This is a genomic window from Pseudomonas sp. GQ91 (assembly GCF_059758795.1).
This window is the reverse complement of sequence record NZ_JCAXED010000005.1, coordinates 46,446-66,085: the sequence shown is the minus strand read 5'-3', so window position 1 is coordinate 66,085 and position 19,640 is coordinate 46,446. Positions and strand designations below refer to the sequence as shown.

The following is a 19,640-nucleotide window of genomic DNA, read 5'->3' as shown; positions in this document are numbered from 1 at the left end:
GGCGGCTTGGTTACTGGGCGTGCTGATGCTCGTGGGTGTTCATCGAGGGCGCTTTTTGTACCGACACCTTCACCTCGACCGGGCCAGCTTTTTCGAAGTTCAGGGTCAGTGGGAACTGTTGGCCATCCTTGAGCACAGTGCGGTCTTTAAGGCCCAGCAACATGACGTGGTAGGCCATGGGCGCGAAGGTCAGGTCGCCGCCGGCCGGAACAGTCACGCTAGGCACCTGCTGCATTTTCATCAGGTCGCCCTGCATCACGTGCTCATGCAACTCGGCTTTTTCCGCCACTGGCGTATCGACACTGAGCAGGCGGTCTGCTGTCTCGCCCTGGTTGTGAATCACAAAGTAGGCGGCAACCGTCGGCGCATTGGGCGGCAGTTCCTGTGACCAGGGATCGCTGACCAACAGGTCGCCGGCGGTGTAGTCATCGGCATTGGCGGCACTGAAAACGGGCAGCAGCAATGCCGCCAGAAGCAGGGAAGATTTGAACATGGCAGTTCTCCGGAACGATTCAGACGCAGGTCGATTGCGAAGTGATCAAACCATTGGAGAGGCGCGAGGATTAAGGCTTGGCCATTGCTGGCGCGGGGTGGGGGATTGCCGCGTGGGGGGCGGCAGGCCAGGCACGACGTCAAGGCGTGTGACATACAACTGCGGCACATGCCCCGGCAGCGCCACCAACGGCGCCGAACCCGAGCAGCACCAGCAATGCTGCATGTTGGAATGTTCGTCCTGTTGCGGTTCCGACAGGTCCAGCTTGGCCAGGGACATCGCCACCAGCGGACTGCCGTTGGACGAACAGAAACTGCCCCAGAGTAAGGGGTCAGCAAGGTTCTTGCCGTGCTGCATCGCCCCGGCCATCGGCATGGCAAACGCGTTGAACAGCACTGCAAGGCAGGCAATCCAGGCAAATGCAAAGCGTTGACGGGCCATGGCGGATAATCCGTAGGGTTAAACGATCAGGTGGGTATTTAGCCTGATCGAGGTGGAGAAGTAAAAAGTGCCGGTGTGGTTTGGTGTCGCAGTGCTTTCAGAGTGTCGTGGCGTGTCACTTCAGGCCAAGGGCTTTCATGACCTTCATGATAGTCGCGAACTCGGGATTGCCAGTACTGGATAGAGCTTTATATAGGCTTTCTCGTCCCAGGCCTGTGCTACGCGCCACTTGAGTCATGCCTTGGGCTCGAGCAATTTCCTCGAAACAGGCGTCCAGGCAGCCATTTCCAGGGGGCTTCAGATGCTCTGCTGCATCGAAACAAGTTAAGCGTCTTGTACCGCTTTTTGTGGCGAGGGGGCTTGTCCCCGTTGGGCTGCGCAGCAGCCCTCAAACCAGCCGCCGAGGAGTGCCCCGATACGCCGCATTCTTCTTTATTGGGGCTGCTGCGCAGCCCGACGGGGGACAAGCCCCCTCGCCACAGGATCGATTTCCATCCACAGCGATATCGAACGCCCAGCGCTGAAATGGCTTCCTTCGAAGAATCCCAACTGAGTGCTGTCAACGCTCGGACAGCGCATCCAGGATTGCCTTGACCGTCAAAAACTCCCGATCCACCTCCGGCAACACCGGCCGCTGCAAGACCAGCACCGGCAACCCACGCTCGCGGGCCACCTCAAGCTTGGGTTCGGTGGCGCTGCTGCCGCTGTTCTTGCTGATCAACACATCAATCCGGCGTTGCTCGAACAAGGCGCGCTCGTCTTCGAGCAAAAACGGCCCACGGGCGCCGATCACCTCGCAGCGGGCATTGCCGGGATAAACATCCAGGGCGCGCAAGGTCCAGAACTGCCCGACGGGGATGTCGTCGAGGTGGTGCAGAGGCTCGCGGCCAAGGGTGAACAGCGGACGCTTGAAGGGTTTCAGCGCCGCCATCAACCCGGCCCAGTCGCTGACTTCGCGCCAGTCATCCGCGGCCTGCGGCTGCCATGCCGGCCGCCGCAGCGCCCAGCAGGGGATCGCGCACAGCTGCGCCGCACGGGCCGCGTTGGCACTGATTTGTGCGGCGTAGGGATGAGTCGCGTCGAGCAACAGGTCGATGCCTTTGTCGCGGATAAATTGCGCCAGGCCCTCGGCACCACCGTAGCCGCCCACATGAACCTGGCAGGTCAGGTCGGTGGGCACGCGGCCGACGCCGGCCAGGCTGTAGATGTGTTGCGGGCCCAGGGTGCGGGCGATGGCCAGGGCTTCGGTGACGCCGCCCAGCAGCAGGATGCGTTTCATTCGGGCTTGATCACCTCAAGCAGGGTGATGGGCAATGCCTGGCGCCAGGTGTCGAACTCGCCCAGCGGCTGGGCCTGGGCGACATGGATGCGGGTCAGCTCGCCGCCATGCCGGGTGCGCCAGTCCATCAAGGTCATTTCGCTTTGCAGAGTCACCGCATTGGCCACCAGCCGGCCGCCCGGTCGCAGGTGTTGCCAGCAGGTATCGAGCACGCCGTCGCGGGTCACGCCGCCGCCGATAAAGATCGCGTCCGGGGCTTCAAGCCCTGCAAGGGCCTGGGGCGCACTGCCGCGAATCAATTGCAGGCCGGGTACGCCGAGGGCATCGCGATTGTGTTCGATCAGTTGCTGGCGAGCGTCGTCGGCTTCAATCGCCAGGGCACGGCAACTGGGGTGTGCGCGCATCCATTCGATGCCGATCGAACCGCTGCCGGCGCCGACGTCCCACAGCAATTCACCGGGAGTCGGTGCGAGGCGCGCGAGCGTCATGGCGCGCACATCGCGCTTGGTCAGTTGGCCGTCGTGTTTGAACGCTGCGTCCGGCAGCCCGGCCAGACGCGACAGGCGCGCCGTGTTGGGGTGCGCGAGACACTCGATGGCCACCAGGTTCAAGGCTGCAATCGGCGGATCTTGCCACGCCTCGGCGACGCCATCGATGCGTCGCTCAGCGCCGCCGCCCAGGTGCTCAAACACACTCAAGCGGCTCGGGCCAAAGCCTCTGGAGCGCAACAACCCAGCGATCGCGGCCGGGCTCTGGCCATCGTTGCTGAGCACCAGCAACCGCACGCCGCTGGACAGATGCGCATTGAGCGCCGCCAGTGGGCGCGCAACGACGGACAGCGTCACCACTTCCTGCAACGGCCAGCCCAGGCGCGCCGCCGCCAGCGACACGGAAGAGGGCGCCGGCAGGATCAGCAATTCGTCGGCCGCGACTTGCCGCGCCAGGCTGGCGCCCACGCCGTAGAACATCGGGTCGCCGCTGGCCAATACACACAGCGGCTCGAAACGCCGTGCCAGCAGTGGTTCCAGGGAAAACGGGCTGGGCCACAGTTCGCGTTCGCCGCGAATGCACGTCGGCAACAAGTCCAGCTGGCGCTGGCCGCCAATGATCCGCGAGGCGCGCAACAGCGCATGCCGGGCATTTCTGCCCAGGCCCTTGAAGCCGTCTTCACCGATGCCTACTACCGTGAGCCAGGGCGACATATTGATTCCTTGAGCGACATCCGACGGTCAGGCTTTTCATGCGGTCGGACAAAGCAGGCATAATACCGCGCCTTTACCCGTGAACCGGTAGCCCCGTGAAACCACTGCCACAGTCCAATACATTGCGTCCCTCGGGTTGTCCGGGGTTGCTGCGTATTGTCCAGGCGCTGGACGGCGGGATTTGCCGGATCAAACTGGTCGGCGGCGCAATCCGTGCCGAACAAGCGCTAGCCGTGGCGGACGCGGCCCAACGCTACGCCGGCGGGGTGATCGAGGCGACTAACCGCGCCAACCTGCAGATTCGGGGTATCGGCCCTGAGCACGCTGGCCTGATCGCCGACCTGCTGGCTGCGGGTCTCGGACCGACTACCGCGGGTGGCGATGACGTACGCAACCTGATGCTCAGCCCCGGCGCCGGTATCGATCGCGAGCTGTTGTTCGACACCCGCCCGCTCGCGGAGCAGATTCTCGCGACGTTACAGTCCCACCCGCGCTTTCATGAGTTGTCGGCCAAGTTCGCCGTGCAACTGGATGGCGGCGAGGCGCTGGCGATGCTTGAACATCACCATGACCTGTGGCTGTCGGCCTATGAGGCTAAGGGTGAAGTGCTGCTGGCGTTCGGCCTGGCCGGCTGTCCTGGGCATGATCTGCCATTGGCCGCCGTGTCCCTGGCTCAAGGCTATGAGTTGGTGGTCGCGGTACTGGAGCTGTTTCTCGACCTGGCCCGGCCTGACCAGACCCGCATGCGCCATCTGTTGGCCGAGATGTCTGTGGATAACTTTATCGGGCGTCTGCACCGGCCGTTGCTGCCGGTCGAGGGTTATCGACGAGGTGACAACCCGGCAACGCTGCGCCTGGGAACTTATCCACAGCGTCGGCCAGATCAGTTCTACGTCGCAGCGCTCGCGCCCTTGGGGCGCCTGGATTCGACGATGCTCCAAGGGGCCGCGCACTTGGCGCTTGAACAGGGCGCCGGCACGCTGCGTTTCACGCCGTGGCAAGGCCTGTTGCTGCCCGACCTGACGGCGCAGAACGCCAGCCGCGTCTCCGAGGGCCTGGCCCGGTTGGGCTTTCTCTGCTCTGCCGACCAGGCGCTGACACGCATGATCGCCTGCACCGGCTCCAGCGGTTGCGCCAAGGCCCTGGCCGACACCAAGGCCGACGCCCTGTACCTGGCCAGGTTGCTCCAGGCTGATGCCCAAGGGCCCGAGGTGCATTTGTCGGGCTGCCCGCGCACCTGCGCTGCCGCTCACACCGCGCCTGTCACCTTGTTGGCAGTCAGTCCAGGGCATTACGACCTTTATTTTCGCGAGGCAGGCCAGCCGGGTTTCGGCCGCCTGCGCGCACGCACTCTTTCTATTGACGCGGCGGGCGCTCTGTTGCGCGCCTGCCCACGGAGCAACACCGATGATTGATTACATCCGCGACGGTCAGGAGATCTATCGCAACTCCTTTGCGATCATTCGCGCAGAGGCCAAGCTGGATCGCATCCCGGCCGACCTGGAAAAACTCGCGGTGCGGGTGATTCACGCCTGCGGCATGGTCGAGGCCATCGATGGTTTGCAGTTTTCCGAGGGGGCCGGCAAGGCCGGGCGGGCGGCGCTGGCCGCCGGTGCGCCGATCCTGTGCGATGCGCGGATGGTGTCCGAAGGGGTGACCCGTACGCGTCTGCCGGCCAATAACCCGGTGATCTGCACCTTGCGCGACGACAGCGTGCCCGCGCTCGCCCTGGAACTGGGCAATACCCGTTCCGCTGCCGCTTTGGAACTCTGGCGTCCGCACCTGGCAGGCAGCGTGGTGGTGATCGGTAACGCGCCCACTGCGTTGTTCTATCTGCTGGAAATGCTCGATGCCGGCGCGCCAAAACCCGCGCTGATCCTGGGCTTCCCAGTGGGGTTTGTCGGTGCCGCCGAATCGAAGGCGATGCTCGCCGCTGACAGTCGTGGTGTGCCGTTCGTGATCATGCAAGGCCGTCTGGGCGGCAGCGCCATGGCCGCCGCCGCCGTCAACGCGCTGGCTACGGAGATCGAATGATGGGGGCTCGTGGACGTTTGATTGGCCTGGGCGTCGGCCCCGGCGACCCCGAGTTGATCACGCTCAAGGCGCTGCGCTTGTTGCGCGAATCGCCGGTGGTGGCGTATTTCGTGGCCAAGGGCAAAAAGGGCAATGCGTTCGGCATTATCGAAGACCATTTGGTGCCCGAGCAGACGCTGATGCCGCTGGTCTATCCGGTGACCACCGAAGCGCTGCCAGCGCCACTGTCTTATGAACAAGTGATCAGCGATTTCTACGACGGCGCCAGCGTCGAAGTGGCGGCGCATCTGGATGCCGGTCGCGACGTGGCGGTGATCTGTGAGGGCGACCCGTTCTTCTACGGTTCCTACATGTACCTGCATGACCGTCTGGCCGAACGCTACGACGCGCACGTCATCCCTGGCGTGTGTTCGATGCTTGGCGGCGCCTCGGTACTGGGTGCGCCGCTGGTGTATCGCAATCAGAGCTTGTCGGTGCTGTCCGGGGTGTTGCCCCACGAGGAACTCAAGCGGCGCCTGGCGGATGCCGATGCGGCGGTGATCATGAAACTGGGGCGCAACTTCACCAAGGTGCGTCAGGTATTGCAAGAGTTGGGACTGGCCACGCGTGCGCTGTATGTCGAGCGCGCCACCATGGCCAATCAGAAAATCGTGCCGCTGGATCAGGTCGAGCCGATGTCCTCGCCGTATTTTTCGTTGATCATCGTTCCCGGTGAAAGGTGGCAAGGTTGAGGGCTCCCGCGCTTGTCATTCTGGGCCAGGGCAGCCTCGCCACCGCACGCACGATCCAGCAGATCTACCCGGATGCCTTGATCCACGGTTTGATCGGGCGGGTTGAAGGCGCTGATCAGGGCTATGCCGAATTCGGCGCCACGCTGCGCGAGTTGTACCGGCAGGGCACGCCCATCATCGCCCTGTGTGCTGCAGGTATTGTGATCCGCACGCTGGCGCCGTTGCTGCTGGAAAAAGGTGAAGAACCGGCGGTGCTGGCGGTGGCCGAAGACGGCAGCGCGGTCGTGCCGTTGCTCGGTGGCCTGGGTGGGGTGAACCGGATGGCGCGTGAAGTCGCCACGGCTTTGGGGACTGCCGCCGCCATTACCACCAGCGGCGAACTGCGTTTCGGCACCTGCCTGCTCAACCCGCCCAGTGGTTATCAGTTGGCTGACCTGACGTTGGGCAAGCGCTTCGTCTCGGACCTGTTGGCCGGTGAACCGGTCCGCATCGAAGGCGCCGCGCCCTGGCTGGATCAGGCCAATTTGCCGCAGGATCCGCAGGCGCGCCTGACGATTCATGTGGGCAATGCCGAGCGCGTACCGGCGGCCAATGAGTTGCTGATCTATCCGAAAAACGTCTGGGTGACGTGCCGGCCTGGGCCGGGGTTGGCGATGCGGATTCAGGAGGCTTTGCAGCAGGCGGCTATCGCGCAGCAATCCCTGGCGTGCCTGCTCGCGGATGAGGCCGATATGGCCTGTGAGCAACTGCATGCAGCCGCTCAGGCGTTGGCTGTTCCGCTGCGCTTTGCGGCGTTGGCGGGTGAGCCGCGTGCCGACATCGTGATCAACTCGTCGCTTGAACCCGTGGATCTGGCGCAAATCGGTCGCTGCCGTGGTCGTCTTGCCGTCATTGGCCTCGGCCCTGGCGCTGCCGAGCTGATGGTGCCTGCGGTCAAGGCCGAACTGGCGCGTTGCACCGATGTGCTGGGCTACGAAACTTACGTGCGCATGGCGGGGCCGTTTCGCGCTGATCAGGTCCAGCACTGCACTGACAATCGTGAAGAGATGCAGCGTGCCCGGCATGCCTTCGAACTGGCCGCCCAAGGGCGCTCCGTGGTGGTGGTGTCGTCCGGTGATCCGGGGGTCTTCGCGATGGCCGCTGCGGTACTCGAGGCATTGCACGAGTCCAGTGATCCGGCCTGGCAGCGCGTCGACCTGGAGATCCTGCCGGGCGTCTCGGCGTCCCTGGCCACGGCCGCCCAGGCGGGGGCGCCGCTGGGGCATGACTTCTGCGTGATGTCGCTGTCGGACAACCTCAAGCCCTGGTCGATCATCGAGAAACGCCTGGACCTGGCTGCCCAGGCCGACCTCGCGCTGGCGTTCTACAACCCGATCTCCCGTGCTCGCCCGTGGCAACTGGGGCGCGCCCTGGAGATCGTCGCGCAACACCGGACGCGTGCAACGCCGGTGGTGCTGGGGCGGGACATTGGTCGGCCGGGCCAGACGCTGCGTACCACCACCTTGGGTCAGTTGACCCCGGACCAGGTGGATATGCGCACCATGGTGTTGATTGGTTCGTCCACCACCTGCGCGTTCCCACGGGACGGTGGCGGTGAGTGGGTGTACACCCCGCGTTGGTATGGCGAAAAACCATCGTCGTGAAATCCCAGCGGCCCCGCAACGGGGCCGCTGAAGTCTGAAATCGCGTGTGCCTGACGCACGACAGATCGGTTTACCGGGCGCTTTTAACGACGGCGCGGCACGGATTTTTCTGTTCTCGTCGAGGAATGACACCGTACAGTTTGCTGTCTCTGCGCCATCCCCCGGGTTTACGCAGGCTTCACATGAGGGGGGATTTTTTCCCTGGCAGAATCACCTTTTACCTACTCCTGAAAAGCGCTGACGGGCGGACTAGTGTTGGCAGTAGACCCGTGTGGGTTTTCTGGAGAAGCAGTAATGGAGCGAATACATAAAGGATTCAAGGTGGCGAGAAAGAGCAAGCGGGCCGCGGCTTATACGTTGCCGTCAGCCGCTGGGCCGCGCCACGAGGTCGTCGATGGGGCCGATGATGACTTGAATGGGGCGGTGGTCAATAACAGCGTCTTCTCGTTTGGTGCGGGGATGAGCCGCCTCAACCGGGAGTACACCTGCAAAAGCTATTTGCTGGCCAGCAGCTATGTGAGCGATGTCTTGAAACTGGGGCGGGGCACGCAAGCCTGGTATGACGAGTTCATCAAGGTCATGACCGGTCTGGGTTGGTTGCCGATCCGCAGCAGCTTCGAGCGGGTCACGACCTCGAAGAAGGGGCTGAGCGTGCAAATGGCGGCGCTGAACATCATTGCCAGTCTCGTGGCATCGACGTCGCTGTCGGGACCGCTGACGATGGGACTGCCCAAGTTGGCGGCGGATGCCTTTGAGGCGTTGAAGCAGCATCCGCAATCCTTCGACCTGTTCCAGCGAAATATCACCACCCGTGAGGGCGGCGATTTCGGCCTGGCGTCCTGTTCCGAAATCGACGGAGAGGTGCTGATGGTGATGGTGACCTACAGCGCTCACGACGTCAGTAAAAAAGTCGCGGTGCCCTTTATCGAGTGGGACAGTTCGTCAGTCGAAGCCTTCAGTGGTAGAACCTGCCTGATGTTGAATCCGACGGTGGTCAACGAGGCGACGCTCACGCTGTTGCGTGAACGCGTGGGGGACAAGGTGTTACTGGCCATCGCGCAATACAGGATCTGATCGTGGTTACGGCACCAGGTAACCGCGTACCCCGGTAAAGATAATCTGCGCCGCCAGGGCGCAGACAAACAAGCCCATCAAGCGGCTGACAATTTGCAAGCCCTGGTCGCCGAGAATGCGTTCAATACGGTTGGACAGGTACAGCACCACGCCGACCGTCAGACTGGCCAGGGCAATACTCAGAATGGCGAGGAACTTGTCGTCCCAATGGGGTTGGCTGACGCCCATCACCAGCAGTGCTCCAATGGTGCCGGGGCCGACGGTCAGGGGAATGGTCAGCGGGACGATGGTCACGTCCTGTTGCACATTGTCGGTCTGTACCGCCGATTTGCCCTGGGCCATGGCCAGGGCCGAAATGAACAGCACGCTGCCAGCGCCGATGCGGAACGCATCCACAGTGATGCCGAACACGCTGAAAATCACTCGCCCGAACAGGTAGAGCAAAACGCTCGACACCAGGGTAGCCAGGGCTACTTTCCAGGCCAGGCGCCGCCGCTCCTTGCTGGAGTAGCCGCGGGTCAGGCTGATGAAACAGGACAAGACGAAGAAGGGGCTGTACAGCACCAGCATCTTCAAATAAACACTGAACAACACGTGGAGCATGGCAGGAGCTCACAGCGAAAGAGGGCGAGAGGGAGTTTATCAGGACTGTGGCGGGACGCTATCGGTGAAGCAATGCGGCCTGCCGTAGCGCGAGTGCGGGGGATCAAAAGAGGGGTATTTCAGCTCAGGAAGTAGGCGCCTCTTCCGGTTGTTCGCGGCGTGCGACCCAATACTCCACCAGCTCGCGCAGTTGCGACAATTCCACCGGCTTGGCCATGTGCCCGTCCATTCCCGCCTGGCGTGCGCGCTCCTTGTGTTCCGAGAGGATATGCGCGGTCAGCGCGACCACCGGGGTACGAATGCGCTGGTTGCTGACTTCCCAGACCCGCAATTGCTGGGTCGCGGAGAAACCATCGAGAATAGGCATTTCGCAGTCCATCAGCACCAGGTCGTAACGCTGGGTCTTCATCGCCTGTAATGCTTCCTCGCCATTGCTGGCGGTGTCCGGCTGCAGGTTGAGCTTGCCGAGCATGCCGCGAATGACTTTGGTCGAGATGCTGTTGTCTTCGGCCACCAGGATGCGGAAGTCGCTGGGCACCGTCACGCTGACAGGCGCGGCGGGTGGCGTCTGGCGCGGCGGGACAATGCCTTTGCTGCGCTGGGTCAGTTCGTCGGCCAGGGTGGTCTTGAGGGTATATCCCGCCACTGGCTTGGCGAGGATGCGCTTGATCCCGCAGTTGCGCGCGATGATCTTGCTCGGGGCGTTGCTGATGCCGGTGAGCATGATCAGAAGGATGTCGTGATTCAGGCTCGGGTCTTCCTTGATCTTCGCCGCCAGTTGCATGCCTGTCATGCCGGGCATGTTCTGGTCCAGCAGGACCACGTCGAAATAGTCGCGCAAGTGCGCCTTGGTCCGCAGCAGGGCCAAGGCCTCTTTGCCCGAAGGCACGGCGCTGACGTTCAAGCCCCAGGCGGTGCATTGTTGCACCAGCACTTTGCGGCAGGTGTCGTTGTCGTCCACCACCAGTACCCGCGCGTCGCGCAGCGGGCCGTCGAGGTCGTTGGTCGGGTGTTCCAGGCGTTCCGGGTCCAGGGGCAGGGTCAACCACAAGGTGCTGCCTTGTTGGCTGCCACTCTTGATGCCGAACTCACCGTTCATCAACAGGATCAGTTGACGCGCGATCACCAATCCCAGATGACCACTCAAGCGCGTGGCGGAGAGGAAGTTCTTGGTGTGCAATTCGCTGTGCAACAAGGCATCGCGCTCGGCAGCTTCCATCGGCACGCCACTGTCTTGCACGGCAATCCGCAGCCGCGGTTTGCTGCTGCGTTCATCCAGTGCCACGACGATCAGCACTTCGCCTTCGTCGGTCTTTTGCAGGGCGTTTTCCAACAGGCTCAGCAGCGTCTGGCGCAGGCGCGTCGGGTCGCCGCTGATGACGCGTGGCACCTGGGGCTGGATAAAACTGATCAATTCGACATTCTGCTGCTCGGCCTTGGCGCGGAAGATGCTCAGGCAGTCTTCGATCAAGGCGTTGAGATCGAACTGCACGTCATCCAGTTCAATCTGCCCGGATTCGAGTTTGGAGATGTCGAGGATCTCGTTGATCAGAGTCAGCAACTCGTTGCCGGCACTGTGGATGGTTTGCACATAGTCGCGCTGCTTGACCGACAAGGGCGTGCCCAGCAGCAGTTCGGTCATGCCCAGCACACCGTTCATGGGGGTGCGGATTTCATGGCTGATCTTCGCCAGGAACTCGGCTTTGGCGGCGATTTCGGCGTTGCTGGCGGCCAGGTCGCGACTGAGGCTGAAGCGGTCCTCGACGATGCTGCGCTGGCGTTCGCCCAAGGCCTGGCTCATCAGCAGGCCGCTGATGCAGATGACGCCGAGCAGGGTAACGATCAAGCCGTGGGGGGCGACCAGCGTCAGCCCCAGCAAGGCTGGCAGGATAATCAGCGTGCCGATGTTGAACACCACCATGGCGAGCATGAACAGCCGTGCCGGGCGATAGCCTTTCTGCCAGTGGTAGGCCGAGACAAACAGCATGCTCAAGCCGGCCAGGGCCACCAAGGCGTAGGTGATGATGTTCAGCGGCAGCGTATTGACGAACAGCAGCAACAACCCGGACAGGGTGATCAGCAGGATGTCTGCCATCAGCAACTTGTTCAGTGGGTGCGGACCCAGCGGGGCAAAGAAGCGATAAGCGAACATCAGCCCGCACGGCGCGGTCAGCAGCAACGCCAGATAGGCCCCAGGGGTTTGCACGGCCTGCCAGTTCGGCAGCCACGGGCCGAGCAGGTTGAGCAACAGCAGCAGGCTCAGCAGCAGCAACGCTTCGCAGGCCGCGAGCCACAGGCTGCTGCGGGAGCGATGATAGGCGTAGCGTGCGAGGTTATGCAGGATCAGCATCAACAGACAGCCGAACAGCAGTCCGTACACCAGCGTCTGGTTCTGACTGGCGGCGGCCATGACCGCTGGTTCCAGGGTGATATACGGGCGTAGCTCGTGCTCCGATACCAGGCGCACGTATACATCCAGCGGATGCTGGCTTTGCGGCAAAGGCAGCATGAAGTCACTGCTGGGCAATGGGCGTTCCGCCAGGGGCTGGCGGGCGCCGGTGTTCAATTGTTCCAGCAGGGTGTTGCCGTCCAGCACGTACAGGTTCAGATGCGCCAGGTCGGGAGCGAAGACCCGCAGCACTTGCTCGTGCTTGCCGGGTTGCAGCTTGAAACGTAGCCAGATCGCACTGTGGGGCTCGGACGCCGTGATCCGGTCCAGTTCGATGGGGCTGAATTGATTGGTGTAGCGAGGGGAGCGGATGTCGCTCAGTTGCAGGTCCGCCTGTTCATCAAGCAATACCGCCCAACCGCTGCCTTGCGCGGCGGCCTGGGCCGGAAGCAAGCAGAGCAGGGTCAGCAGACTGACTGTAAAACCTATGGCGATCCTGAGCCAGCGCACGGCGAAATCCCTTCGTAGGTTAATGCACGGGGTTAACTATGCGCGGGACCGCAACAGTAGGGCAAGGGCCGAAGACCCTTGCCTGACCGAACGGATAGCTGCTACTGATTTTCGCCTCGCTCGCGGGCAATGGCGCGGTAGCCGATGTCCTTGCGATAGAAGCAGCCCTGCCAATCGATTTCCGCCGCCAGCGTGTATGCCTGCTGCTGGGCAGCATCGACACTCGCGCCCATGGCCGTGGCGCACAGTACGCGACCACCCGCGGTAACGACCTTGCCGTCCTTGAGCGCGGTGCCAGCGTGGAACACTTTGCCTTCCAGTGCGGCCGCCGCGTCCAGGCCTTCAATCACCTCGCCCTTGGCGTAGTCGGCAGGATAACCGCCGGCCGCCAACACGATCCCGACGCTCGGCCGTGGATCCCATTGGGCTTCGACCTTATCCAGCGCTTGTGCCAGGGCGGCTTCCACCAACAGGACCAGGCTCGATTGCAGGCGCAACATCACTGGCTGGGTTTCCGGGTCGCCAAAGCGGCAGTTGAACTCGATGACTTTCGGGTTGCCGGCCTTGTCGATCATCAGGCCTGCGTACAGGAAGCCGGTATAGGTGTTGCCTTCGTCGGCCATGCCACGCACGGTCGGCCAGATCACCAGATCCATGACGCGCTGATGCACCTCGGCAGTCACCACCGGGGCCGGGGAATACGCACCCATGCCGCCGGTGTTCGGGCCGGTGTCGCCGTCGCCGACGCGCTTGTGGTCCTGGCTGGTGGCCATCGGCAGGACGTTCTTGCCGTCGACCATCACAATGAAGCTGGCTTCTTCGCCGTCGAGGAACTCTTCAATCACCACGCGGGAACCGGCGTCGCCGAAAGTGTTGCCGGCCAGCATGTCGCGCACGGCCTCTTCGGCTTCGCCAAGGGTCATGGCGACGATCACGCCCTTACCGGCGGCCAGGCCGTCGGCCTTGATCACGATCGGTGCGCCTTTTTCACGCAGGTAAGCCAGCGCAGGCTCGATCTCGGTGAAGTTCTGATAGTCGGCGGTCGGGATCTTGTGGCGAGCCAGGAAGTCTTTGGTGAAGGCTTTCGAACCTTCCAGCTGGGCTGCGCCTGCGGTGGGGCCGAAGCAATCCAGGCCACGGCTGCGGAACAGGTCCACGACCCCGGCCACCAGCGGCACTTCGGGGCCGACGATGGTCAGGGAAACGTTCTTTTCGGCGAAATCGGCCAGTTGTTCCAGGGCCAGGACGTCGATGGCGACGTTCTCGCACTTGGCTTCGATGGCGGTGCCGGCGTTGCCTGGGGCGACGAACACTTTCTGTACGCGTGGGTCTTGGGCGACTTTCCAGGCCAGGGCGTGTTCACGCCCACCGCTGCCAATGATCAAAACATTCATTTCAAAAACCTCTGAGAAACGCTGTGCTTCCTTGTAGGAGCGAGCTTGCTCGCGAAAAGCCTGAGACCGCTGCGGGGTGTCAGGCTTACCGCGTTACCGTTGACGATCTTCGCGAGCAAGCTCGCTCCTACAGTGGGGACGCGGTGCTGTTTAGTGACGGAAATGGCGCATGCCGGTAAAGACCATGGCGATGCCCGCTTCGTCTGCGGCGGCAATCACTTCGGCGTCACGCATCGAACCGCCTGGCTGGATCACCGCGGTGACACCCGCCTTGGCCGCATTGTCGAGGCCGTCGCGGAACGGGAAGAACGCGTCCGATGCCATCACCGAACCCTGGACTTGCAGGCCCGCGTGTTCCGCCTTGATCGCAGCGATCCGTGCGGAGTTCACGCGGCTCATCTGGCCGGCTCCGACCCCGATGGTCTGGCGATTCTTGGCATAGACGATGGCGTTGGACTTGACGTACTTGGCCACTTTCCAGGCGAAGATCAGGTCGTTGATTTCCTGCTCGGTCGGCGCACGTTTAGTCACGACCTTGAGGTCGCTGCTGCTGATCATGCCGATGTCGCGGCTCTGTACCAGCAAGCCGCCATTGACGCGCTTGTAGTCCCAGGCAACGGCACGTTCAGCCGACCACTCACCGCAGGCCAGCAGGCGCACGTTAGCCTTGGCCGCCACGATGGCGCGGGCCTCGGCGCTGACGGAAGGGGCGATGATCACCTCAACGAACTGACGCTCGACGATGGCCTTGGCGGTTTCAGCATCCAGCTCGCGGTTGAAGGCAATGATGCCGCCAAACGCCGATTCGGTATCGGTGGCGTAGGCCAGTTCATAGGCCTGGCGAATCCCGCCTTCGGCGTCCGGGCTCACGGCCACGCCGCACGGGTTGGCGTGCTTGACGATCACGCAGGCCGGCTTGACGAAGCTCTTCACGCATTCCAGTGCGGCGTCGGTGTCGGCCACGTTGTTGTACGACAGTTCCTTGCCTTGCAGTTGGGTCGCGGTGGCAATACCGACTTCGGCAGGCGTCGCTTCCACGTAGAACGCCGCGCTCTGGTGCGGGTTCTCGCCGTAGCGCATTTCCTGGGCCTTGATGAACTGGCTGTTGAAGGTGCGTGGGAACTGGCTGCGGCCTTCGGTGCTCAGGCTGTCGGCAGCCTGGTTCACGGTGCCCATGTAGTTGGCGATCATGCCGTCATAGGCGGCGGTGTGTTCAAAGGCCTTGAGCATCAGGTCAAAACGCTGGGCGTAGGTCAGGCCACCGGCTTTCAGGCTTTCCAGCACCTGGCCGTAGTCACTGGCGTTGACCACGATGGCCACGTCCTTGTGGTTCTTGGCTGCCGAGCGAACCATGGTCGGGCCGCCGATATCGATATTTTCGATAGCGCTCGGCAGGTCGCAGCCAGGCTTGGAGATCGTGGCCTCGAACGGGTAGAGATTGACGGCCACCAGGTCGATCGGCTTGATGCCGTGTTCGCTCATGATGGCGTCGTCGATACCGCGACGGCCGAGGATCCCGCCGTGGATTTTCGGATGCAGGGTCTTGACCCGACCGTCCATCATTTCTGCGAAACCGGTGTAGTCCGCGACTTCTACTGCGGCCACGCCGTTGTCCTGCAGCAATTTGAAGGTCCCGCCGGTGGAAAGGATTTCCACGCCCAGGGCTTCCAGCTCCCGGGCAAATTCGAGGATCCCGGTCTTGTCGGAAACACTGATCAAGGCGCGGCGGATCGGCAGGCGGGTAGTCTGGTCGGTCATCTCAATTTCCATCAAAAGCAAAGGAGTCAGCAAAAAAGGCGACCGGTTTTACGCGGGCGCCTTTCTGGTTTGATTGAATGCTTACAGCAAATCGTACTGCTTGAGTTTCTTGCGCAGCGTGCCACGGTTGAGCCCGAGCAGCTCGCTGGCCTTGGTCTGGTTGCCCTTGACGTAGTTCATCACGCTTTCGAGCAGGGGCGCCTCGACTTCGGATAGCACCAGGTTGTACACGTCCGTGACGGAAGCGCCCTCGAGGTGGGCGAAATAATTGTGCAGCGCCTTTTCGACACTCCCGCGAAGGGTCTGACCTTCTTCGCTCGGCGTGTTGAGGTGCTGTTTCAAATTGACGTTGTCGCTCACGGGTGCTGTTCCACTCACTAAAGTCTCGGTCATCATCGTCATGCGGCCACCCCTTGGCTCTTATAACGCTCGCAGAAGAACTCACGAACGTTGGCGCATTGTGCTTCCGTATCATCCAAACGATTGAAGTGGGCGCGAAACTCCTTGGCGCCCGGCAAGGTTGCGAGATACCAGCCGACATGCTTGCGAGCAATACGTACTCCCATCACGTCTCCATAGAAAGCGTGCAGTGCGGCCAGATGCTCAAGCAGAATACGTTCCACTTCGACCAATTCCGGTGCCGGCAGGATGTCGCCGGTACGCAGAAAATGCTCGATCTCACGAAAAATCCACGGCCGCCCCTGGGCTGCCCGGCCAATCAACAGGCCATCGGCACCGGTCGCATGCAGCACGCGCCGGGCTTTCTCGGCGGAGTCGATGTCGCCATTGGCAAAGACCGGAATCGACACCGCCTGCTTGATCGCGGCAATCGTGTCGTATTCGGCTTCACCGGTATAAAGATCGGCGCGGGTGCGGCCATGCACCGCCAGCGCTGTAATACCCGCCTGTTCGGCGATCTTCGCCACCGTCAGGCCATTCTTGTGCTCCCGGTCCCAACCGGTGCGGATCTTCAGGGTGACCGGCACATCGACTGCAGCGACAACGGCCTGCAGGATCTCGTTCACCAACTGCTCATCCTTCAACAGGGCGGAACCGGCGGCCTTGTTGCACACCTTTTTTGCCGGGCAACCCATGTTGATATCAATAATCTGCGCCCCCAGCTCGACGTTGGCGCGGGCCGCGTCCGCCAGCATTTGCGCGTCGCCACCGGCGATCTGTACCGAGCGGGGCTCGGGATCACCTTCGTGGATCATGCGCATCCGCGATTTGCGGGTGTTCCACAAACTCATGTCGCTGGTGACCATTTCCGAGACTACAAGCCCGGCGCCCAAACGTTTGCACAACTGACGAAAGGGCTGGTCGGTGACGCCCGCCATCGGGGCGAGAATCAAGCCATTGTTTAACGTGTATGGGCCGATGCGTACCGCCGACATAGGACTTCCCTGTTGTGGGGCCGGATCATTAGAGTTCGAAAAAGGGTTGGCATGATACCCGCTCTCGATGACTGGTTAAAGGCTGAATTGGATAAAATCTGAACAGCTGCTTTCTTATCGCCAGCGGTTAGGTCCTGGACCCTCGAGTCAGAAAGCCGCCGTCAAAGTTGCCCGCCTGGACCGATTCACTCGGGAGAGTGGAAGCTCAGGCTGTAGTTCACCGCCCTGTTACCCGGGTCGAGAATGTCCAGGGCGATGTGAATCGGCGTCTGGGACGGCATCTCGGTCTGTCCTGCCAGCTCTCCGCTGAGGTATTCGGCGGGTTTGAAGCGCCGGCTGGCAATCATCCGGCCGTTAAGGTCGGCGAAACGTAGCTCCAGCAGCGGGAACGGTTGGGAAAAGGTCGCTCGGTTATAGATGATTGCGTCCACTACCAAGGCGCCAGCGAACTCCGGATGGCTGCGCACCACCAGATTGCTGCTCTTGATATGCGCCACATCGACTCGCGAAGGCACCGTGCAGCCCAGTGTCGGGCACAGCTCCTGGAACCAGGGGCGGTAGTTGTCCTGGCGCGCCAGCTCGTCGAACTGATAGGCAATGTATTGCCCGGCCAGCGCCGCGGCCGCCAGCAACACCAGTGTCAGCCAGAGCAAACGGCGGCCCAGGCTGGCGGGGCGCTTGCCGGTGTAAAGGTGCAGCGGGTCGTCTTCCAGGCCTTGCAGCATTTCGTCATGGGCGCTGGTCGTGGCGCGAGGTCGCTTGCGGCCCGGTTGTGGCTCCTCCGGCTCGGCCTGCGGCGCGTCGGGTTCGGCGCTGATGGCTGGGGCGGGCGGCTCGATGTCGTCATCGAGGGGGTGGACATGGAACGGCGGCGCATCCTCCGGCTCAAGGCTGTCAAATGACATCGACGGTTCGGTGCGCTTTGGTTTTCCCGGGGGCACCGCCGCCAACTCGGGTGTAGCGTCGGCTGCGTCAAAGGGCTCGGCCGGTTCGTCAGGCCGATCGCTGAACAGGCTGGCCGCCCACCGTTCTTCTTCTGCCTTGGCCGTATCGCGGCTGGCGCTGAGCGCCTCGTCCTTTTGCCGGCGCTCAGAGCCAGGCTGACGCCGGTCGGCGTCCTGGGGCTGGGCGTGTTTAATCTCCCGGCGTTCCAGCCTGGCCAGCTCCTCATCCAGGTCCAGATTGTCCAGGTCGAGCACTTCGGCGTTCCATTGCTGTTGGCTGATGGCTCGCGGTGGCGCGTCGGCGGCTGGCGCTTCCTGGACCTGGGCCTCGGAGGCGTGGGCGCGCTGTTCCAACAGCTGCCGGGCCGCACTGAATACTTGCAGGCAGGAGCCGCAACGAACCACGCCGCGGGCCACGTTCAATTGAGCATGGTTGACGCGAAAACGCGTCTGGCAATGCGGGCACTGGGTGACGAAACTGTCGGTCATGCGGCCATCCGATTCATGCAAGCGCTCATTCTAACGCCGGCGTCCGCTGATGCGTACCCAGCCATCGCGGTTGGCGATAGGGTCCAATTGGAAATCCCGCGCATAGGCGGCGGCCACTTCTTCGCCCTGCTCGGCGAGGATCCCCGACAGCGCCAGGCGCCCACCCGGCTTGACCAGGTTGGACAATTGCGGCGCCAGGGCGACCAGTGGTCCGGCCAGAATGTTGGCGACCAGTACATCGGCCTGCACCTGAGGCAACTGCTCCGGCAGATACAACGGGAATTTGTCTTCGGCAATGTTATTGCGCCCGGCGTTGTCGCGGGACGCTTCCAGGGCTTGCACATCGATATCGGTGCCGACGGCTTCCTTGGCGCCCAGCAGCAGGGCGGCGATCGCGAGGATCCCCGAGCCGCAACCGAAATCGAGGACGTTGCAGTCCTTCAGGTCCTGACCGTCGAGCCATTCCAGGCACAGCGCGGTGGTCGGGTGGGTGCCGGTGCCGAACGCCAGGCCTGGGTCCAGCAGCAGGTTGACGGCGTCGGGCTCTGGCGCAGCGTGCCAGCTCGGGACGATCCACAGGCGCTGGCCAAAACGCATGGGCTGGAAATTGTCCATCCAACTGCGCTCCCAATCCTGGTCCTCGATCACTTCGCTGTGATGCTCAGGCAGCGGCCCGCCGGTCAGCAGCTCCATGTGGGCGAAGACGCTGTCGGCGTCGGTACCGTCTTCGAACAAGGCCAGCAGATGGGTGTGGGACCACAGGGGCGTGGTGTTCAGTTCCGGCTCGAAGATTGGCTGGTCTTCGGCGTCCATGAAAGTGACCGAGACCGCACCCACTTCGAGGAAAGCCTCTTCGTAGGTTTCGGCTTGTTCCGGGCTGATGGCGAGGCGGACTTGCAGCCAAGGCATGGCGGGCACCTTTGAAAAATGAGTGTGTGCAGCCATGTCCGGCCACGAAAGCGCGCCAGTTTACGCGAGAGCAAGACCTTGTGGCGAGGGGGCTTGTCTGTGGCGAGGGGGGCTTGTCCTGTGGCGAGGGGGCTTGTCCCCCGTTGGGCTGCGTAGCAGCCCCCAAACCTGTCACCCCAGTTGGGACTGAAGGACCGCAGTGATTTTTGGGGGGGGCTGCTGCGCAGCCCAACGGGGGACAAGCCCCCTCGCCACAGGGCAGGCCCCCCTTGCCACAGGACGAGCCCCCCCCTTGCCACATGAAAACGGGGATTCAGATAATGCTGGTCGCGGGGAAGCGCTTTGCCCTGAGC

18 protein-coding genes are annotated in these 19,640 nt (G+C 62.7%); 5 read left to right on the top strand and 13 right to left on the bottom strand.

Annotated elements, in window-relative coordinates:
• Positions 1-10 precede the first annotated feature (10 nt).
• From AC6CIA_RS08895 to cbiE, 5 genes are all read right to left on the bottom strand, one after another.
• A complete protein-coding gene (locus AC6CIA_RS08895; protein ID WP_339531772.1) occupies positions 11-493 on the bottom strand; it encodes a copper chaperone PCu(A)C in 483 nt (160 codons plus the stop codon).
• 45 nt (positions 494-538) lie between these two features.
• Entirely contained in the window at positions 539-934 is a 396-nt protein-coding gene (locus AC6CIA_RS08890; protein ID WP_498311564.1) for a DUF2946 domain-containing protein, read from the bottom strand.
• 115 nt (positions 935-1,049) lie between these two features.
• Positions 1,050-1,316: an addiction module antidote protein gene (locus tag AC6CIA_RS08885; protein ID WP_498311777.1), complete on the bottom strand. Its 267-nt coding sequence runs from the start codon at positions 1,314-1,316 to the stop codon at positions 1,050-1,052.
• A gap of 177 nt (positions 1,317-1,493) precedes the next feature.
• Positions 1,494-2,213 carry a cobalt-precorrin-6A reductase gene (locus AC6CIA_RS08880; protein ID WP_498311562.1) on the bottom strand — a complete coding sequence of 240 codons (720 nt, stop codon included), beginning with the start codon at positions 2,211-2,213 and terminating at the stop codon, positions 1,494-1,496.
• On the bottom strand, positions 2,210-3,415 hold the full coding sequence (gene cbiE, locus AC6CIA_RS08875) for a precorrin-6y C5,15-methyltransferase (decarboxylating) subunit CbiE (RefSeq protein WP_498311561.1): 1,206 nt from the start codon (positions 3,413-3,415) through the stop codon (positions 2,210-2,212). The genes AC6CIA_RS08880 and cbiE overlap by 4 nt, the downstream gene beginning before the upstream one ends.
• 95 nt (positions 3,416-3,510) lie before the next feature.
• Between cbiE and cobG the strand changes: the two genes are divergently transcribed.
• The 5 genes from cobG to AC6CIA_RS08850 all read left to right on the top strand — a co-directional run bounded on the left by cobG (position 3,511) and on the right by AC6CIA_RS08850 (position 8,897).
• Complete coding sequence (cobG, locus tag AC6CIA_RS08870) at positions 3,511-4,830, top strand: precorrin-3B synthase (RefSeq protein ID WP_498311560.1); 1,320 nt, start codon at positions 3,511-3,513, stop codon at positions 4,828-4,830.
• Positions 4,823-5,449 (top strand): precorrin-8X methylmutase, encoded by a 627-nt coding sequence (locus tag AC6CIA_RS08865; protein ID WP_339531767.1) that lies wholly within the window; start codon positions 4,823-4,825, stop codon positions 5,447-5,449. The genes cobG and AC6CIA_RS08865 overlap by 8 nt, the downstream gene beginning before the upstream one ends.
• The gene (locus AC6CIA_RS08860) at positions 5,446-6,180 is read left to right on the top strand and encodes a precorrin-2 C(20)-methyltransferase (RefSeq protein ID WP_498311559.1); all 735 of its coding nucleotides are present in this window, start codon (positions 5,446-5,448) and stop codon (positions 6,178-6,180) included. The genes AC6CIA_RS08865 and AC6CIA_RS08860 overlap by 4 nt, the downstream gene beginning before the upstream one ends.
• Entirely contained in the window at positions 6,177-7,823 is a 1,647-nt protein-coding gene (gene cobJ / locus AC6CIA_RS08855; protein ID WP_498311558.1) for a precorrin-3B C(17)-methyltransferase, read from the top strand. Before AC6CIA_RS08860 ends, cobJ begins: the two co-directional genes overlap by 4 nt.
• 294 nt (positions 7,824-8,117) lie before the next feature.
• On the top strand, positions 8,118-8,897 hold the full coding sequence (locus tag AC6CIA_RS08850; protein WP_498311557.1) for a hypothetical protein: 780 nt from the start codon (positions 8,118-8,120) through the stop codon (positions 8,895-8,897).
• Positions 8,898-8,903: 6 nt separating this feature from the next.
• Here the strand turns inward: AC6CIA_RS08850 and AC6CIA_RS08845 are convergent, their stop codons facing one another.
• The 8 genes from AC6CIA_RS08845 to prmA form a co-directional block, all read right to left on the bottom strand.
• Positions 8,904-9,500: a MarC family protein gene (locus AC6CIA_RS08845; protein WP_084380937.1), complete on the bottom strand. Its 597-nt coding sequence runs from the start codon at positions 9,498-9,500 to the stop codon at positions 8,904-8,906.
• A gap of 124 nt (positions 9,501-9,624) precedes the next feature.
• Positions 9,625-12,399: a hybrid sensor histidine kinase/response regulator gene (locus tag AC6CIA_RS08840; protein ID WP_498311556.1), complete on the bottom strand. Its 2,775-nt coding sequence runs from the start codon at positions 12,397-12,399 to the stop codon at positions 9,625-9,627.
• Between the two features lie 101 nt (positions 12,400-12,500).
• A complete protein-coding gene (gene purD / locus AC6CIA_RS08835; RefSeq protein WP_498311555.1) occupies positions 12,501-13,793 on the bottom strand; it encodes a phosphoribosylamine--glycine ligase in 1,293 nt (430 codons plus the stop codon).
• Positions 13,794-13,943: 150 nt separating this feature from the next.
• Positions 13,944-15,551: a bifunctional phosphoribosylaminoimidazolecarboxamide formyltransferase/IMP cyclohydrolase gene (gene purH, locus AC6CIA_RS08830; protein WP_339531761.1), complete on the bottom strand. Its 1,608-nt coding sequence runs from the start codon at positions 15,549-15,551 to the stop codon at positions 13,944-13,946.
• Between the two features lie 81 nt (positions 15,552-15,632).
• Positions 15,633-15,953: a DNA-binding transcriptional regulator Fis gene (gene fis, locus AC6CIA_RS08825; RefSeq protein WP_003221275.1), complete on the bottom strand. Its 321-nt coding sequence runs from the start codon at positions 15,951-15,953 to the stop codon at positions 15,633-15,635.
• A complete protein-coding gene (gene dusB, locus AC6CIA_RS08820) occupies positions 15,950-16,945 on the bottom strand; it encodes a tRNA dihydrouridine synthase DusB (RefSeq protein WP_498311554.1) in 996 nt (331 codons plus the stop codon). Before dusB ends, fis begins: the two co-directional genes overlap by 4 nt.
• Before the next feature lie 185 nt (positions 16,946-17,130).
• The gene (locus AC6CIA_RS08815) at positions 17,131-18,378 is read right to left on the bottom strand and encodes a DUF3426 domain-containing protein (protein WP_498311553.1); all 1,248 of its coding nucleotides are present in this window, start codon (positions 18,376-18,378) and stop codon (positions 17,131-17,133) included.
• 30 nt (positions 18,379-18,408) lie between these two features.
• Positions 18,409-19,287, bottom strand: coding sequence for a 50S ribosomal protein L11 methyltransferase (prmA, locus tag AC6CIA_RS08810; RefSeq protein ID WP_498311552.1), 879 nt, complete (start codon positions 19,285-19,287; stop codon positions 18,409-18,411).
• Between the last annotated feature and the right edge of the window lie 353 nt (positions 19,288-19,640).

Bases quoted from the DNA above. Each gene is read 5' to 3' on its own strand.
- AC6CIA_RS08895 (WP_339531772.1), bottom strand. From the start codon at position 493: ATGTTCAAATCTTCCCTGCTTCTGGCGGCATTGCTGCTGCCCGTTTTC.
- AC6CIA_RS08890 (WP_498311564.1), bottom strand. From the start codon at position 934: ATGGCCCGTCAACGCTTTGCATTTGCCTGGATTGCCTGCCTTGCAGTG.
- AC6CIA_RS08880 (WP_498311562.1), bottom strand. From the start codon at position 2,213: ATGAAACGCATCCTGCTGCTGGGCGGCGTCACCGAAGCCCTGGCCATC.
- cbiE (WP_498311561.1), bottom strand. From the start codon at position 3,415: ATGTCGCCCTGGCTCACGGTAGTAGGCATCGGTGAAGACGGCTTCAAG.
- AC6CIA_RS08865 (WP_339531767.1), top strand. From the start codon at position 4,823: ATGATTGATTACATCCGCGACGGTCAGGAGATCTATCGCAACTCCTTT.
- AC6CIA_RS08860 (WP_498311559.1), top strand. From the start codon at position 5,446: ATGATGGGGGCTCGTGGACGTTTGATTGGCCTGGGCGTCGGCCCCGGC.
- AC6CIA_RS08850 (WP_498311557.1), top strand. From the start codon at position 8,118: ATGGAGCGAATACATAAAGGATTCAAGGTGGCGAGAAAGAGCAAGCGG.
- AC6CIA_RS08845 (WP_084380937.1), bottom strand. From the start codon at position 9,500: ATGCTCCACGTGTTGTTCAGTGTTTATTTGAAGATGCTGGTGCTGTAC.
- purD (WP_498311555.1), bottom strand. From the start codon at position 13,793: ATGAATGTTTTGATCATTGGCAGCGGTGGGCGTGAACACGCCCTGGCC.
- purH (WP_339531761.1), bottom strand. From the start codon at position 15,551: ATGACCGACCAGACTACCCGCCTGCCGATCCGCCGCGCCTTGATCAGT.
- fis (WP_003221275.1), bottom strand. From the start codon at position 15,953: ATGACGATGATGACCGAGACTTTAGTGAGTGGAACAGCACCCGTGAGC.
- dusB (WP_498311554.1), bottom strand. From the start codon at position 16,945: ATGTCGGCGGTACGCATCGGCCCATACACGTTAAACAATGGCTTGATT.
- AC6CIA_RS08815 (WP_498311553.1), bottom strand. From the start codon at position 18,378: ATGACCGACAGTTTCGTCACCCAGTGCCCGCATTGCCAGACGCGTTTT.
- prmA (WP_498311552.1), bottom strand. From the start codon at position 19,287: ATGCCTTGGCTGCAAGTCCGCCTCGCCATCAGCCCGGAACAAGCCGAA.